Origin of the sequence: Undibacterium sp. RTI2.2 (assembly GCF_035018705.1) — a bacterium.
In the GTDB taxonomy this organism is placed as follows: domain Bacteria; phylum Pseudomonadota; class Gammaproteobacteria; order Burkholderiales; family Burkholderiaceae_D; genus Undibacterium.
Genome location: NZ_JASJXN010000008.1, coordinates 77,556 through 95,251, shown reverse-complemented (window position 1 = coordinate 95,251; position 17,696 = coordinate 77,556). Strand labels below are relative to the sequence as shown.

At 47.1% G+C, this 17,696-nt stretch carries 14 protein-coding genes; 1 reads left to right on the top strand and 13 read right to left on the bottom strand.

Features of this window, described 5'->3' with window-relative positions:
• Positions 1–87 precede the first annotated feature (87 nt).
• The 11 genes from QN395_RS06445 to QN395_RS06395 all read right to left on the bottom strand — a co-directional run bounded on the left by QN395_RS06445 (position 88) and on the right by QN395_RS06395 (position 14,503).
• Positions 88–1,692 carry a methyl-accepting chemotaxis protein gene (locus tag QN395_RS06445; protein WP_322120369.1) on the bottom strand — a complete coding sequence of 535 codons (1,605 nt, stop codon included), beginning with the start codon at positions 1,690–1,692 and terminating at the stop codon, positions 88–90.
• Positions 1,693–1,982: 290 nt separating this feature from the next.
• On the bottom strand, positions 1,983–2,399 hold the full coding sequence (locus tag QN395_RS06440; protein WP_322120370.1) for a substrate-binding domain-containing protein: 417 nt from the start codon (positions 2,397–2,399) through the stop codon (positions 1,983–1,985).
• Positions 2,400–2,408: 9 nt separating this feature from the next.
• Complete coding sequence (locus tag QN395_RS06435; protein ID WP_323491805.1) at positions 2,409–3,614, bottom strand: hypothetical protein; 1,206 nt, start codon at positions 3,612–3,614, stop codon at positions 2,409–2,411.
• A gap of 215 nt (positions 3,615–3,829) precedes the next feature.
• Positions 3,830–4,240: a hypothetical protein gene (locus QN395_RS06430; RefSeq protein ID WP_322120372.1), complete on the bottom strand. Its 411-nt coding sequence runs from the start codon at positions 4,238–4,240 to the stop codon at positions 3,830–3,832.
• 10 nt (positions 4,241–4,250) lie between these two features.
• Positions 4,251–5,456 (bottom strand): porin, encoded by a 1,206-nt coding sequence (locus tag QN395_RS06425; RefSeq protein WP_322120373.1) that lies wholly within the window; start codon positions 5,454–5,456, stop codon positions 4,251–4,253.
• 412 nt (positions 5,457–5,868) lie between these two features.
• Entirely contained in the window at positions 5,869–6,903 is a 1,035-nt protein-coding gene (locus QN395_RS06420) for a TonB family protein (RefSeq protein ID WP_323491804.1), read from the bottom strand.
• Between the two features lie 307 nt (positions 6,904–7,210).
• On the bottom strand, positions 7,211–9,451 hold the full coding sequence (locus QN395_RS06415; protein WP_323491803.1) for a TonB-dependent receptor: 2,241 nt from the start codon (positions 9,449–9,451) through the stop codon (positions 7,211–7,213).
• 193 nt (positions 9,452–9,644) lie between these two features.
• A complete protein-coding gene (locus QN395_RS06410) occupies positions 9,645–11,102 on the bottom strand; it encodes a metallophosphoesterase (protein ID WP_323491802.1) in 1,458 nt (485 codons plus the stop codon).
• A 280-nt stretch (positions 11,103–11,382) separates the two neighbouring features.
• The gene (locus QN395_RS06405) at positions 11,383–11,736 is read right to left on the bottom strand and encodes an energy transducer TonB (protein WP_322120377.1); all 354 of its coding nucleotides are present in this window, start codon (positions 11,734–11,736) and stop codon (positions 11,383–11,385) included.
• Positions 11,737–12,373: 637 nt separating this feature from the next.
• On the bottom strand, positions 12,374–12,859 hold the full coding sequence (locus QN395_RS06400; protein ID WP_322120378.1) for a methylated-DNA--[protein]-cysteine S-methyltransferase: 486 nt from the start codon (positions 12,857–12,859) through the stop codon (positions 12,374–12,376).
• A gap of 129 nt (positions 12,860–12,988) precedes the next feature.
• The gene (locus QN395_RS06395) at positions 12,989–14,503 is read right to left on the bottom strand and encodes an AlkA N-terminal domain-containing protein (protein ID WP_322120379.1); all 1,515 of its coding nucleotides are present in this window, start codon (positions 14,501–14,503) and stop codon (positions 12,989–12,991) included.
• A 307-nt stretch (positions 14,504–14,810) separates the two neighbouring features.
• Here QN395_RS06395 and QN395_RS06390 point away from each other — a divergent pair, with 307 nt between their 5' ends.
• On the top strand, positions 14,811–16,013 hold the full coding sequence (locus QN395_RS06390; RefSeq protein WP_322120380.1) for a pyridoxal phosphate-dependent aminotransferase: 1,203 nt from the start codon (positions 14,811–14,813) through the stop codon (positions 16,011–16,013).
• Positions 16,014–16,156: 143 nt separating this feature from the next.
• Here QN395_RS06390 and QN395_RS06385 read toward each other — a convergent pair whose 3' ends face one another.
• Both QN395_RS06385 and QN395_RS06380 read right to left on the bottom strand, forming a co-directional pair.
• Positions 16,157–16,888: a hypothetical protein gene (locus QN395_RS06385; protein ID WP_323491801.1), complete on the bottom strand. Its 732-nt coding sequence runs from the start codon at positions 16,886–16,888 to the stop codon at positions 16,157–16,159.
• A 200-nt stretch (positions 16,889–17,088) separates the two neighbouring features.
• Positions 17,089–17,436: a hypothetical protein gene (locus QN395_RS06380; protein WP_322120382.1), complete on the bottom strand. Its 348-nt coding sequence runs from the start codon at positions 17,434–17,436 to the stop codon at positions 17,089–17,091.
• Positions 17,437–17,696 lie beyond the last annotated feature (260 nt).

Below are 17,696 nucleotides of genomic sequence, written 5' to 3'. Positions count from 1 at the left end.
TTCAGGCATAAAAAATCCGCTTGAAACCAATCAAGCGGATGGGAGGAAACGAATTGATCTCAGTATTCTGACATCAGACCCGAGGATCTAATCCATTCCTATCGCCGTTGCCTGGTAGGCCTTTGTCTTAACAGCAGGACTAGCTGGTCGTGCTTTGCCGCCATATGCCGGTGCCACAGACGATAACTTGAATACATCGAGTGCTTGGGTCAGATGATCGGCTTGCTCTTCCAGCGACTCTGCAGCCGCAGCGGCCTGTTCTACCAAGGCGGAGTTTTGCTGAGTCATCTCATCCATTTGGCCAATAGCAACGCTGACCTCTTGTATGCCCGCACTTTGCTCTTGGCTGGCTGATGTAATCTCCGCCATGATGTCGCTGACGCGTTTAACCGAGGCAACGATCTCATCCATCGTATTACCAGCCTGATCCACCAATTGCGAACCGATATTAACTTTATCGACTGAATCACCGATCAATGTTTTGATTTCTTTAGCGGCGGCGGCACTTCTTTGCGCCAAATTACGCACCTCGGAGGCAACGACTGCAAAACCACGGCCTTGCTCACCGGCACGCGCGGCTTCTACCGCCGCGTTCAGTGCCAGAATATTCGTTTGAAAAGCGATACCATCAATTACCGCAATAATATCGACGATCTTTTTAGAGGACTGGTTAATCTCTGCCATGGTTGTTACCACCTGGCTCACCACATTACCACCTTTGACCGCCACACCGGAGGCGCTTTGTACCAACTGATTTGCCTGACGTGCATTGTCGGCATTTTGTTTTACGGTATCGGTTAATGTCTCCATCGAGCTTGCGGTTTCTTCCAGGCTGCTGGCTTGCGATTCGGTACGGCTGGATAAGTCTGCATTACCCGAAGCGATCTCTGAGCTAGCAACTTTAATGGTTTCTGCAGAAGTTTTAATATCTGCCACCATAGACTGCAAACGCACCTGCATTTCTTGCAGGGCAGATAGCAAACTCGTTCCATGTTCACCATCGATACTGATCTCCATACTCAAATCACCGGCGGCAACGGCAGCAGCGATTTCGCGGGCATATTCTGGCTCACCACCTAATTGCTGCCAGATCGTACGCACGACAAAGAAGGATACGACACCCAGAGAAACTGTCACCATCAGTGCAACCAGAATTGCGGTATAGAGCACATTGCGCACGTTATCGCCGCTTTTCTCAATACCCATGGTGAATTGACTTTGGGCAGTGTCTACGGTTTTGGTCAAATCAGCTTGTAAGATTTTTAACGCACTTTGCATGGTGCCAATCTCTGCTTGCGGATCACCCTGCTCAATTTCCAGCATAATCTTGGCGACCTTTAAGGCTGGTGCATAGTAGGCGTCAAACTCGCCGCTTAATTTATCAGCGAGTGCTTTTTGGCCAGGCACGTCACCTAATTTTTTGAGTTTTTCTTTGACTTTTTTGGCCGTCTCAGCGACCGCATCAATACGTTTTTTATCACCTTCAGATACCGCGTCCCTCAACATGTCTGTCAAACCCTGAACGTCTGAGGATAAAATTTTCGCGCGGTCGAGTACGGGATAGTCGACATCAGCAGTAGCTTTGATCGACGAAATCGCTAAGGTAGAAAAATATACACTGACTGCCAGACCAACACCGAAAATGACCGTGGCAATGACTGGTAAGGCCCATATTCTGCGTTTAATGCTCATGTCTTACGCCTTTATTTGCTGATAATTCAAATGAACGAAATCGTTGTTAAATACAAAATTTCTCTGCTACCAAACACGATACGTGTAAACCAAAAGATACAGGGAACTACCCCAGCTTGTTTTATCAAAATAATGAAAAATATTGTGTCTTCGCATTCGTTTTGCTCCTATCTTGGCTGAATGAGCATCAGCTTAACTTGCACTTAGATTGTTAATCGGTTTTTTTGACTCTCGCTGGGGTCAAGCATAAAAAGAAATCTCCTCTCAACTACATCGATTCACAACAGCCGTTAATTCGCGATCACTTTAACGGTCGCATCTACACTGGATTTTTCAATATAGCCGATGGCATTCATGTCAGATGCTACTGCTTTCTTCACCTCGGCGCTGGAGCCATATTCTTTAGGTAAAGTACCTTTGCCGGTGAAGACTAATTTTGACCAAATTGCCTTTACTTGGGAGGGCTCTTTATCAGCTACCTTTTTATAAAACTCTGCCCGTATGGCGGAGTTTTCAGGCTGATCTACCGGCGTAAAAGTAGTGGATTTACCGAGAAAATACTGCGCCACTTGTTCCGGCGTCATATTTGCTACCGGGTTTTTAGGATTGACCACGATCACGACATCTGCCATGGCTGGCAATGCTGTTGCGGTTAAAGTGAAGGTCAAACCCAAGGCCAAAAAAATACGGGGGGAAATTGTTTTCATGTCGCCTCCTTAAAATACAAAATCAATCGCAGCCGCGAATACATTTACAGGCCCTTGGAATGTTGGTTTGGCATTGATGAAAGTACCCGATCCATTTTCAGGGGAAAACCGATCAAACTGCAATTTCAGATCGGCAGATTTATTAAAGTCCCAACGCAGACCGATGCTATTACTGGTTTGTATCGGTGCCAGTGACGCAAATATATTAGCGCCCGCAGTCAATCCGGCCAAAGGCCCGGTAGTAGGTAAGCCAGCAACTGTTCTAGGACTGTCTTGCTTGACCGAAGCATGGGTAAAGTAAGGCGTAAATTTACCCATCCTGTAACCAAACATGGTGTACCAGGAGCTGGTATCAGGTAGCGACAAACTCTCTGATTTACGTTTGCCATATTCAGATTGCACCAGAATATTTTTCCAGTCGATCCCTAAACCGAGTGAAGTAAACGTGGCTTTGTTATCGTGAACCTTGATGCTATTAGCTTGTGAGACGAAGCCGAATTGGGTCAGTCCGCCAACCACTGCATTTAATGGCGCGGAGTCATCTACACTAAATTTGGTATATATGTGACCAAAGCGCACTGAAAAAGGTCCATTCTCTAGCAATAGATTCACACCGGCGATGGTATTAAATTTTGCGGTATAGGAATTACCTGCACTTTTTGTTTCGCTTTTTCCTAAAGCGACCTGGCTCGTGAACGTGTTTTCACCAAACGATGTCTGGTAAATTGCGTCAATACCATCCACACGCTCCAAATTAACCTGGCTATACATTTCTACCGGAGGACGTAAGTAGGTATTGGAATAGCCGACATTAAGATAATCGGAGATCATGTATACCGGCAAACCCATCCGGCCAACCCGAAAACTCAAATTATCAGAGGCTTTAAATTTAGCGAATGCCCAGCTCAATTCGGCTCCGAATTCATCAGTAATTTGTTTGCGTACTAAACCTTGAGCCGTCAGTGATAGCCAATCATTCATTTTGGCAGTAGCTTGAATACCAAAATTGGAATCAGGTCCTGTTTTAGCCGTCGTTTTGACTCCGGCTATCTGTATAACACGGGCGAATTCTGCGTCATCTGTGGAGGCGCGGGTTAAGGCTGCTGTGCCAAAACCGCTGATCGTAATCGTCGGGCCATCGGGTGTATCGGCGGCATAAGCTGTGGAGATTGCCATTGGCAATGCAAGCAGACTGAGATAAGGTTTGAATTTCATAAGCACCTCTTTTATATTGAATATCATGCATGTGAATACAACGGAAAATCATCAAAAAAATGAAATGAACCGCCAATACCAAAAACGCACAACAACAAACTAAATTGCAAATCTAAAGAGATTACGACTGAAGCTGAATTCGAAAATGAAATCAAAACTAAAGCGCTCTGTTATAAGAATATTTATTCACAACAGAGCGCGCACCTGAACAAGACTTATGGAAGACTGACGACTACTTTGACACTGGAATCAACCGCAGATTTTTCGATATAGCCAATCAAATTAGTATCAGCAGCAACGGCTTTTTTAACATCGCCACTTGAGCCGTATTCTTTTGGCAGAGTGCCTTTGCCAGTGAAGACTAATTTTGACCAAATTGATTTGACCTGAGATGGTTCTTTGTCCGCCACTTTTTTATAAAACTCCGAGCGAATTGCAGAACTTTCCGGCTGATCTACTGGTGTTAATTTAGCAGATTTACCTAGGAAAAATTGTGACACTTCATCTGCCGACATAGCAGAAGCTGCACTTTTTGCACTAACGATGGCAACAACTTCAGCCATTGCCGGAACTGCAAAAAATGTCAGGCTGGCGGCAGCAAGACTGGCTTGAATAATTTTTTTCATGTCGTCCCCCTTAAAATACAAAATCAATAGCAGCCGCAACGACATTCACGGGACCCTGGAATGTTGGCTTGGCGTTCACGAAGGTACCGGAGCCATTTTCTGGGGATAATCTGTCGAATTGTATTTTCAGATCTGCGGATTTGTTGAAGTCCCAACGTACACCAATACTATTACTGGTTTGTATCGGTGCCAGTGATGCAAATATGTTAGCGCCTGCCGTTAATCCTGCCAAAGGTCCTGTCGTTGGTAATCCTGCGACGGTTCTTGGGCTGTCTTGTTTGACAGAGCCATGAGTGAAATACGGTGTAAATTTGCCAAAACGGTAGCCAAACATCGTGTACCAGGAGGAGGTATCTGGTAACGAGACGCTTTCTGATTTACGTTTTCCGTATTCCGTTTGCACTAAAATATTTTTCCAGTCGACGGTGAGTCCGAGTGAAGTAAAAGTCGCTTTGTTGTCGTGAAGTTTGACGCTGTTGGCTTGAGATGTAAAACCAAATTGGTTTAAACCGCCGACCACGGCGTTTAAGGATGGGGAGTCATCAACGCTAAATTTTGTGTAGATGTGTCCGAAGCGAACGGTAAAAGGACCGTTCTCTAAGACCATGTTGAGTCCGGCAATGCTTTTAAATTTCGCCGTGTACGAGTTGCCACTGCCCTTTGTTTCACTTTGTCCAGCAGCGACCTGCGTTGTCAGCGTAGTGTCGCCAAAAGAGCTTTGATAAATCGCGTCAACTCCGTCGACATTTTCTAAGTTGACCTGACTGTACATTTCTACCGGTGGACGCAAATAGGTGCTGGCATAGCCCACGTTGAGGTAGTCAGAAATCATGTATACCGGAAGTCCCATACGACCTACGCGGACATTTAAATTGTCATTCACTTTGAATTTGGCGAATGCCCAGGCGAGTTCTCCGCCAAACTCGTCCGTGACGCGTTTGCGGACAAGACCTTGCGCTGTAAATGAGAGCCAGTCATTCATATTGGCGGTAGCTTGAATACCAAAATTGGAGTCAGGTCCTGTCTTAGCTGTCGTTTTGACCCCGCCTAATTGTAGAACACGGGCAAATTCTGCGTCGTCCGTGGAGGCGCGGGTTAAGGCTGCTGTGCCAAAACCGCTGATCGTAATAGTCGGGCCATCTGGTATATCGGCGGCATAGGCTGTGGAGATTGCCAGTGGCAATGCAAGCAGACCGAGGTAAGGCTTTAGTTTCATATATTCCCTTTTAAGTAAAACGTAGTGGTAAATTACTCTCTCAAACAACCGGTGTTCATCTCTCGTGGTGAGAGACTTGAGTGATTTTGTATGATCTGAAATGCGCGGACAGATGGTCGAAACTGCTCAATAATTATTCGATTTATGTCCGGTTTGCGCTCAAGGGGCGCTAAGTCACCACAAAGCAACGAATTAGGGGTAATGCTCTATTTTTATTTGTACCCTAGCTTAGCCGATTGGTATTTTTTATCAAGCTTGAAAAATGATTGCGGGCAATTTCGCAACAAGAAAAAAATTTGCTCGCTGGGAATAAGATTTCCACTCTTTTTTAGTTTAGAGTGATTGGTTAGCTAGCTTTATTTTCTTTTCCGCTACCTGTCTTGCATCTTGTTTTTTCATCTAAGCGACCTCCTTAGTTAGCCTGCTTTAGACTGAACTCCAGTATTTTTGTCTGTGGGCTGGAGATTGGTGCGTATTTCCACTGCGAAGCAGCGGCGATAACTTCTTTATCAAATAATTTAGTTGGTTTAGATTTAATAATCTCGACCGCGCTTACCTTGCCATCTGTACCAATGTTGATACAGGCACTGACCAGACCTTCTGTCACGCCAGCCTGAGTTGCGGTGGCAGGAAATACAGGCTGCACGCTTGACAATAATTTGAGGGCACTTTGAAAACTCAATTCCACTATTTTTGTTTGCGGGCTGGTCAGCGGTGCGTATCTCCATTGCGATACTGCGGCAATCACTTCTTTATCGAACACTTTAGTCGGTCTGGCTTTGACAATCTCAACTTGCACTACTTTACCGTCGGTACCAATGCTGACGCGCGCAGTCACAGAGCCCTCAGTCACACCAGCCAACGTAGCGGTAACCGGGAATGTCGGCTGAACACTAGACAATAGTTTTGGCTGATTTTGCTCTGAATTATCTTGTGATTGTGCTTGCGCAGGCGTTGGCGCTGCAACTACTGCTGGCGCAGGTTTGGGTGATACCGTAGCCACCTGGAGCGGCGGTGTGTCCACCGGTTTTATTGCGGTGGTGGCTGGTGGGGTAGCTACAGCAACAGTTGTTTTTACCGGGTCATGTGCTACCGCTGCCGCCGGTGAAATTGTGGTCGTTTTGGCTGCAAGAGCTTTAGCATCCAAAGCTAATTTAGCCTCTTGCTCCAGCTTCGTATCTTTGGCGACTTTCGCTAATCTCGCCTCTTCAGCAAGTTGTGCAGGCGTTTTACTTGATGCCATTTCCATCCACTTGGTGACATCGGCAGTCTCCTCGGTATGGCGTATCGCATTTTTTACGATGCCGGTTGGCGCGGTCGCCGATGCGGCCGCCTGATCGGCTGATGCAGTCGCAGCAGAATTATCTGGTACTGGTTTTTTTTGGCAAGCTGAGACCAATACCACGACACCCGATAGTCCAAAAAGCAGATGAGAAAATGGTCTCATAATGTGTCCAATAAAAAGCTGATGAGCGATACCCTAGCCGATTATATTACGCTGAACACATCAAAATGTGGCGATCAAACTGCATTCCTGGTTGGTGTATTGGCAATAAAATTAAACCAGAGAACATTTTGCTAGGCAGTAACTCACCTACATATTCAACAGAATAGAAGTGAAAATAACGACCTGAATATTCTGTTAAATAAGCACATTAACATCAACGAAAATGCCAATAAAAAAGCTCTTCCGGCAGACACCACCGAAAGAGCTTTTTTAATTTCAGTCAAAAATTTGATACGTAATTTCAGTCTCAGAAATCTGCACTGAGCGATACAGCCCAGCTACGCTCTGGTTGAAATGTATATTGATCAAAAGCAGCACCTTTACTATTTACAGAAATAGACGTTGTATCTAATTTGTTCAACAGATTATTGATACCCACTTGTGCTCTGACGTTTTTAACCATGCCGCCAATATCTTTCCAGCGATAACCGACGGTCATATCTGCGGTTGTATAGCCGGCGATTTTATAGGCGGCCGGCTCTCCATCTTTGGCATATTGGGAACCGACCATTTTGGCAATCAGTGATCCATATAAACCGTTCGCTTTGTAGAGCAAACCCAAAGCCGATGTGGAGTCTGGGGCTTTAGCTACTTGCAATCCTGTGTCTTTGGCTTTAGCGCTATTCAATGATGCATTCGCGTGTACCGAGAAACCGCTACCCACATAGTAAGTCGCCGCCGCCTCTATACCCTTGTACACAACACCGCCCTGGTTGTAATACACCAGATCATTGCCTGTACCTGTGGAGGCAATTTTATTATTGAAGTCGATGTAATAAATATCTGCATCCAGTGTCAGATTTTGTGACTGATGCACCGTGCCTAACTGGTAGTTAGTCGAAGTCTGTGGCTTTGGTGTGCTGAGTAGCGGATTGTTCACATAGAACAAGGATAAATCTGGTACCAGAAAACCTTTAGCAACTTGTGCATAAGCTGACCACTCTTTATTGACGCTGTAATTCACCGTCAGAAATGGCAAGGTGGCTGTATAAGTCTGATCAGTCTGGGTAGCAATCCGCGTAGTCTGATTCACTGTCGCGTCCAGAGAACGTTGGAAATTGAGATACTTCAGTCCTGGCGTTACTGTCCATTGCGGCGCGACTGCCCATTCAAACTCAACAAATGGTTGGTATTGTTTCCATGATGAACGCTGATCATAAGATACTGATTTAGGCGCAGTTGTCTCTTTCGGATTTGGCAAACCCAGCGTCCAATCCAGATCGTAAGTGTGACGATTGGTGTTGGAGCTTTCTAACCAGATCCCGGCACGCAGCAAGCCTGCATTCAGTTGATTAGTCGCCTTAAAAATATCCCCAGTAACACGATAAGAATTGAGCTTGTTATAACCAGGTACATCTTTATTACCCGTGGCTGCTGCCTTGGTGCCGTTAGCAGTTGCGCCGCTTGCATCTTGGCCAGAATAGGTATCGTTGTTGTAAGCGTAGGTGTACAAAGTATTGTCGATACCCCAGCCAGCCAACTTGGATTGCACGCGGATATAGTCAAAATCCGTCGTTTTATTGTTGAAGTTATAACCGTAATAATTTTGGCTGGTAGGGTCATTATTTAGGGCATAGTTTTTTCCAAATTGAGCAACCTGACTCAGGGTGACGCCACCTTTATCAGGAACATAACTTTGAATCGTGTTGTAAGTTGAAAACACGGTCACTACGGTATCACTGCCAAATTTGCGTTGAGCTTTGAATTGATAATTTTCTTCCGTCACACCACTGTAGGTAAGATATCCATCCGTCGTCAGCTTTGATGCGTTGAACATGAAATTGGCGTCACCCAGACTAGCTAGCATGCCACTATCGATTTGCGCACCTAGCATCTTGGTATTCCAAGACCCAAAAGTCGCATACGGTGTGAAATGAAAATCGTGTGATAACTCTTTAGAAAATAAATTAATCGAGCCGCCAAAAGTAGCCTGCCCAAGATTACTAGCGTTGCCAGGACCTCGCTCGATCACCATACCGCCGATGATACGAGCCGGAAAATACGAGGTCGAATGATGGGTAGGATTATTGGTATCGCCGAATGGAATACCGTCATACGTCATATTGTATTCACCATCCTGAAAGCCACGTAATGTGACTTTAGTTTCTGCCAACCCAGGACCGTTTGGTGACGTTCCAGACCCAACGCTAGGTGCAATCCGTGCTACCGCATTAAAGTCCGCCAGTGGTGTGACGGCTTGCTCAATAAAGGTGGCAGAGATAACCGATTGTGGCTGTGTGGCTTTTAATGAACTCTGCACAGGTGCGCGATTGGCAACGCGAGAACCATTAATCACGACTTTATCTTTAATCGCATTGGCATCCAGCGCAGAACCTGACTCAACTATTGATGAAGCAGAATTTTCAGCAGTTTGCGCATTGGAATTGGCATGGGACGCCATCAATGCCACAGCGATCACGACCTGTGTTGATAGCAGCGAGCGATTAAATTTCTGTCGTGGATTATGGTTTTGTGTGCGATTCATCATATTGCCTTCCTAAATAATTCTCGGTGGGTAAAAATTCCACGAGTGTAGGAAAACGGTATGACGGCAGCATGAAACACAGATGACCATTTGATGACGCGACAACAAAATCTAAAACAAAAAAGCGAGACAAATAAATGTCTCGCTTTTTTCACAATGCCGCTAAAAAAAACCAATATCGATGTGACTGTTCTTCCTATTGCGCGGCAGCCTCACAAGTAGTTTTGCCATTTTTAAGCAAACAATTAGTCATCAACTTGCCGTCTTTATTCCAGGCTTGCATCTTCCAGCCCTGTACTTCACGCTCCATCGTCATAAAGCCAACGTCATTGGTATTGCTGAAATAATCCACCTCAGCACCCATAAATGGTGTCGCCGTAGCAGGACGTACATTAGGCATAGGAATGTCCAGCGACGAGCCGCCATTGCCAGTCACAAATTGCGTCGGGTGATCGGTTTTGAAGGTAATCGCCTCAAACAAATGTACATGGCCGGATAAAACGGCTTGTACATTGTCTGGGAACAGACGGGCAAAATGAATGTTTTGCATCAGATCTTGCAAGGCGGCGTTACCTGGTTTGAAATCAATCGCGCCACCTTTTTTCTTCTCCGGTGCAAACCCGAGTATAGGATGGTGGTCGACAAAAATATTGAAGCTAGCTTGCTTTGACAGTTGCTCTACCTGATTGAACTGGTTCATATACAAGGCATAAGCAGGGTCGGTTTTTGCCAAGACTTTATTCGGAACTTTGGCAGAATCGAATACGATCAGTTGCGCATCATCAGTCCCGATCTTATCCAAAGGCACGCCATACGGTGCGCTGTAGTCGCCGCTTAAATCATCTTGGGGCAGGTTACAATCACGCCCCACCAGCAAAGGGCGCGGGTCCATCAAGCGCCACCAGCCCTGGCCTGCGCGAACGCAGCTCTCATGATTGCCACGGACAAATACCCAAGGTGCAACACGCAATAAAGGTGCGGCTGGCGCAAAAAAATCGGCATTCCAGGTATCCCAGCCATAACCCCAAGGACTGCCGGCGCAATCCGCATTGCCGTCGGGGCAGCGATTTTCCCGGTAGTGATAATCGCCGACATGGATGACTAAATCGGGTTTAAATGTAGCAGCAGTTTTAATCACGTCATGGAATGCCCATTTGCTGACGTCATTACACGGTTGGTAATAATTATCCGTCTTCTTCATACGGCAACCGGTGTCACCGATTACGATAATTTTTTGCGGCGCGGCTTTAGGAAGTGGCAAATTTTGACCCGCAATACTGGCCGATTTGATCGCAGGGCTTAATGTCGCTTCGCACGTCAGGATAGGAAAATCAGAAGGCTTAGAATCCTCCGCACTACTGGCGGTTACACGTTGCGTCACAGTGCCCGCAGCGGCGCGCACCTGCATAATTTGCGTTGTGCCATCAATGATCATAGACGGGCAAACCGCGTCTTGCGTCACACTGCGCGCCACCGCTTGGCCGTTTTCACCCAACACTACCCACGAATACAGCACGCTACTTTTAGCGGCGGTGGATGATGAAGCCTGGTCTGGTGCCGATGTAGTTTTTACCGTGCTACAGGCGCTCAGCACCGCAAGCAGTGATAAAGCACTCAAACGCACCAGCGGCGACCGAAATTGATATAACGACATACATGGTCCTCAACAAATGATTAATTTTGCGAAAACCAGTAGCTTATGCCGAGATTGTTTCTGGTAGATGAAATATTTGAAATACAGGAAATAATGATGGTTTAAGTGTTTGAAAATAGACGTCCAATCATTCTGCGGCTTACAAGCCTAAAGTAGCCCAGAAGCCGCAGAATGATTGGACATCTAAATTTGACTTTTCAAACTTAGTTTGAAATTCAGTTTGAAATTCAGTTTCAAATTCAAATCAACCAATTCTTGCAATACGGACGAAACGCAAACCTTATTCCATAACCCACACGAACGAGATATTGCTCCAGTTTTTGGCGACTAACTGAGCGGTCGCTACCGGCTTAAAATTGCATTCTTTTACCGCATTCAGTGACGCATTATCCAGACTGCGATGTCCGCTAGACTGGACTACTTTGGCATCGACCACCTTGCCTGCGGCATCGGTTACAAACTGCAACTTGACCATGCCTTCTTCACTTTGGCTGAGTGATTTATCTGGATAAGCAGGCATTTCACAGTTCTTCGTATCGAAAGGACTTTTGATCTCTGCCGCGAATGTAGGAGCAGAAGCGACCGCCAGTAACAAGGCAGCAATGGCGTAGCAATGACGAGTAGTTGCAGACATAAAACCTCCGGGGAATGTGGTGAAATCAAATAAGAAGCAAATAAATGCGCGATAACAAAAGTAGATTTTTTAACGTTACATTTGCAGCAAAACCGCTCTTGGTGACTTCAATATACTGCAGTGCACAAATCTATAAAAATTGATTATTCGTATAGGAGATATTCGCAAAAACCATATTAGTTGCCGCGCATCAACATGGTGCAATGGCATATAGCCAGGCTGGGGGATTTTTCTCAGATGGTGTGCAAATGCTGGCTGCACCGCACTATTGGCGTGCTTTTTATCCGAGTTGGTGCAAGATAAAAAGTGAAAGTCGCAGAGTAAATATTGTTGGAGTGTGTGTGAATTACGCACAGATTGCGTAAAGCTGGCGCGCTAACAAGTCGGTCTTAAGTCGCTACTAACTAGACACTAAGTAGATACTAAATAGAGATAAGGAGTTTTTTGAGCGACTTAATAAAATCAAATAACTACTAAAGATAAATATACTCCCCTATTTTTTTGGTAAAAGCCCTTTATTGTCCAATCATTATATGGACAACTTAAATATACTTATAGGGAGTAATTTATTTTCAAGTTATGGATCCACCTGACTTACGGGCCATTCCATGAGGTTTTCATCAGTGCAAAATCTGCTTCACAGCAAAGAACGATGACCTTCTAGCGCCAGCAACCACTGCTTATTCTGCAAACCACCCGCATAACCCGTCAACGCGCCGGAGCTGGCGATCACTCGGTGGCAAGGGACAATAATCGACAGCGGATTGCGACCATTGGCAGCGCCTACCGCACGCACTGCGCCCGGGTTGTTGAGCTGTTGAGCGATCTCGCCGTAGCTCATGGTGCTGCCATAAGGAATGCTGCGTAAGATTTGCCACACCGCTTTTTGAAACGCCGTCCCAAGCGAATCAGCCAGCGGGATATCAAACATCTGGCGCTGTCCTGAAAAATACTCGTCCAGTTGCTGCGCGGCGAGTTGCAAGACCGGATGGCTGTCGTGCCTGATCCAGCCCTCACTGCCTTTAAAATGGCTATGCCGCTCAAAATACACGCCAGCCAAACCTTGTTCGGTCGCGGCTAACAAAATGGTCTTGAGCGGGCTATTGATTTGGGTATAAAACATGATGGTTCTCGGATCACTATAAAATTATTTGAAAGCTTGCATTAATTATCTGATTAGTAGCACCAGTAAAAGAGATCATGATTTTTCGATGGCTGCCAAGCGCATCAATCTGATCTGTGTAATCCGCTCTTATTTTCCCTCTTTACTTTCCTTACTCAGTGATTGCCATAACAGCAGTGCGGCATACGCGCGCCAGGGCGACCAGGCGTTTGCGCGCTGGTGCAACTGCTTCTCGGTCAGCCGGACTTCCGGCAATACAGCCGCGGCTTTTTGCAGTGCTAAATCACCCGCAGGGAAAGCGTCGGGGTGACGCAAAGCACGCAAGGCGATGTATTGAGCAGTCCATTCGCCGATGCCACCCACCGTTTTTAACTGGGTAACGACTTCATTAAAATTAAGTCCCAGTTGCCGTTGTAAGCCACCGTCAAGCGCGAATCGTGCGACGTTTTGGATAGTCGCGGCGCGGCTTTTTGGGACGCCAATCTGCGCGATGTCTTCCACCGATAAGTGCGCCAGTCTGGCGGGGCTAGGGAAGTGAAAACCGATGGCCGCAAACGGCGTGCTGGTCACCTCACCAAACCGCTGCACCAGTCGGCCAGAGACGGTGGTCGCGCCGGCGACGCTGACTTGCTGCCCAAGTACGGCGCGGATCGCCAGCTCAAACACATCAAACGCACCCGGAACCCGCAAACCCGGGGTGCGGTCTATTTGTGCCGCCAGCAAGGGATCATTTGCCAGATGCGATTGAATCACTACGGGATTCGCTTCCAGATCACAAAGCTGGCGCACCTTAGCGATTAAGGGCATCAGCACGGACGACAATGCGGGGGCAAGTTTTAAGGCGAGTTGCTGTTTGTCTGGCACATGGGTAATTTGCAGCCAGCCGGTTTTCCCCTCCAATTGCACAGTGCGGACATAAGAGGAAGACCCATTGTGATCCAATACCGCCTCCAGCCCCGGCATGGCGCGCCCGCGCAAATACCCCATCAACGCATCCCAGGCATAAGGCGGGCGATACGCCAGACGCAAGACCAAACCCTCACTCTCTTCTGACGCCGTGCGACGTATCGATCCGGGCGCCATTTTGTAACGACTGGCAAACAACGCATTAAAGCGCCGCACGCTGCCAAAGCCTGCGGCGTAAGCCACTTCTGCCATTGGCAAGTGAGTTTCTTGCAGCAGTTTTTTAGCGAATAAAAGCCGCTGCGTCTGCGCCAGTTCAACCGGCGTCACCCCAAACTGCTGTAACAACACGCGGCGTAATTGGCGCGAAGACAAACCGACTTGCAGCGCCAACGCTTCTATCCCGGCATCATTCAAGGCACCGGCGGCAATTCGCTGCCACACGGCATACGCCAGATTTTGTTGTAAAGCATAGGGCGCAAGCTCAGGACGACAGCGCAGACAAGGCCGGAAACCCGCTGCCTCTGCCGCCGCAGCGGTATCAAAAAAATGACAAGAAGATGCGCGTGGTGTTTTGACCCGGCAAACCGGACGACAATAAATGCCCGTGGTGCTGATACCGGCAAAAAATACGCCGTCAAAGCGACTGTCCTTGGCGGACAAAGCACGATAAAAATACTGGTCGCGTTCGGCAGTATCGTTAAACGTAGTAGAGAAATCGGATAAATTTATCGTGCTCATAGCAGCTTAAATTGTGATGACCAAGGCCATATCGGCATGCGATTTTTTCGCTTCTGAAGCCATCTTTATACGGCATCCGTCTGACTATTTCTAGCCATTTTCGGACAGATAAGCAAACCCAGCTTGATTGACTGCCATGACAAAAGAAGCAATCACACTCTGGCTGAGTTAGTACGCGCTGATAGCTCGCATCAGAAAGCATATAGAGTCTAGGTCGAACCCAAATCCACAAAGTTTGCGCTACACTCGAAGTGAGTATCGTCAACGCTCAAACCCTTTACCAACATCATCAATACAAAGGTCTGCCATGTTCTTGCCACAAGCCCGCCCTATCGTCCAGCAACTCGGTGCATCACAGATACGTGAAGTGGCAAATGCAGGCATAGGTATGACGGATGTTTTGCCTTTTTGGTTTGGCGAACCCGATCAGATGACGCCGCAATTTATCCGCGATGTGGCAAAACAGGCGCTGGATGCTGGCGATACTTTTTACACCCATAACTACGGTATTCCTGCATTGCGGCAAGCCATTGCAAGTTACCTGTCACGCTTGCATCAGCCCATCAGCATGGAACGTATTGCCGTGACTTCATCTGGCGTATCGGCCTTAATGCTGGTGGCGCAGACCATCTTGAATCCCGGCGAAAGAGTCGTCGCAGTCACACCGCTGTGGCCAAACTTAACCGAAATTCCCAAGATACTCGGTGCAAACATGGTCACTGTGCCTCTGCAATTTGGTTTGAGCTGGGAATTAGATTTGCCATTGCTGCTAAATGCTTTAACGCCCGATACCAAAATGCTGATGCTCAACTCACCGAATAATCCGACCGGCTGGGTCATGCCGCGTGATCAGCAAGAAATCGTCTTGGCACATTGTCGTCAACATGGCATCTGGATTTTGGCAGACGATGTGTATGAGCGTCTGGTGTACAACGATAGCAGTAGCGTCAGTGGAAGCGTCAGCAACGATCCATCGGCATTAGCATGCGCGCCCTCGTTTTTGGATATCGTCAGCCCAGAAGATAGGGTAATTTCTACCAATAGTTTTTCAAAATCCTGGCTCATGACGGGCTGGCGTCTAGGCTGGATCGTCGCACCATTAAGCGTGATGGCAGACCTCGGCAAGCTGATCGAATTTAATACTTCCTGCGCCCCCGGCTTCATCCAAACCGCTGCCATCGCCGCACTGGAACAAGGCGAACCCATCGTACAAAATACATTGATACGTTATCAGGCCGCGCGCGATTTTCTATATCAAAGTCTGAATGATTTACCCGGCATTACGACACCCAAACCCAAGGGTGCGATGTATTTATTTTTCCGTTTTGACGGCGCAACCGACACACTCAGTTTATGCAAACGTCTGGTGAAAGAAGCAGGGCTAGGGCTGGCACCCGGCAGCGCTTTTGGTAATGAAGGCGAAGGCTATGTGCGCTGGTGCTTTGCCAGCTCTTTAGACAAACTGGAGTTGGGTGTGCAACGTCTGCAAAGGTTTATGGAAAAAGGTTGAGCTCTTAGTCGGAGCGGCATCGAATTGCAGACAACATACGATATTCCTTTTTAAACACTAAACCAAAATCATATATATAAATCTGCTTCAAGTTCAGCACCTGCTTGGTTTTTGCCAGACATCGGCGACTTACTTACCATTGCTTATTCTTTGTTGGATGCTTCATGGAGGCGCGTCTGGTGAGAGCTTAATTCACGCATGATCGTACTAGGTACTGCAATCTCCAGATTAGCGAGTGCACGGATTTCGTCCGATGCGATACCGGTCAGTGCCGCATTGCGCAAAGATCTTGCCTCATCATCTTTTCCCAGTCCCTCTAAGACAGTCGCACCTAGTATCACGTCCCGCATAAAATTCATCAGCTCGGCAGCTAACCGCGGCGCCACAGAGATCGGCGGGAACAGGGGTAACTGAGCCGCCAACTGATTCAATTCCTTTAATCGAGGTAATGGGTCCGCAAGGTAGCGAGTCGCCAGAACAAAGTCCTCAGCCTCCACTATGGCGGGCAAAGCAAAAGAAGCTTCACGGTGTGCGAACGTCGGCTGGAGCGACAAGAGTTGCTTGAATAGCTCATATGTCGCACGGGTATAGTTGAGCGTTTCGTTCATATTCACGATGACCCCAAATCGTGAATGCGGGCAGGCGACTGCGCGAGTACCAAAGATATCGTCGCCATTAAGCAGGTAGACCACCTCTTCATCACGGGCGCTGACTAAGGCCTCATATGCTGGATGGTATTCTGCGCACAATTGACTCCATTCGAACATCGTGATGAAGTAGGACTCATCGGTGCCAGGAACGCTTTCCCTTATGCGGTCAAATACCCCTCTCAACAGTCGCATTGCGTCTTCGTAGAGTCCCTCCGACCTGGCCATAACGGCATCCTGCACGATAGATTCCATAGTTCCGACACCTTCCTGTTCAAAGTAAATTAACGATGAAGAACATCTTACTCAACTTAGTGGAGCATACGTTTCTCGCCAATTCCAGCGACATGCGAAATCACTCTCAGTTTTTTCAAGCAGCTGTCAGACCTACAAAACCTCGTACGCTCCCGGTCGCTAAGCATTGCGGCTCATTCCATCTTTGGCTTTCTCGTGTTACTACAAAACTGTTTGGCCGCAGCCTTATTTTTTGACTCAACTTGAAGCTCAAACTCACCGAGTTTTTCCATGACCGATTTACTTCGACGATATTTCTTTTTCAGTTCAGCGAGCTTTAGGTCGATACCTGTGCATGACTGACAGACAAACCAATTAATGTCAGCTTGCCGCTCTTCGTCGTAACCAGGTTCCCCGCGCCAATGGTCGCAAGATTCACGTGCGGTTAGAAAGGCGGTAACGTCCTTTGGAAATTCAGATATTGCCGCCCACCCCGACTGATGCATTGAACCAATCAGCAGAAAAATATGAATAAATTTCATATGTAGCCCTATGCTTGTCTTGGAGATCATTAGGTGAATTGAGACATAACAGTCTGGTACTGGCAAGTTTGTGACAACTTGCCAAGAGGATATTTATTAGGACTTACGCAAAAAACAAAACCCCTCACCACAGATTCACAGAGACGCGTAGGAATAACAAAGAAAGAGACAGGCAGGATTTCGCTGTTCTCCTGATTTTCTCTGTGTCTCTGTTGTGAGAGGTCTTGATGTTTTATATTAAGCCATCTGATTCCGTGTGG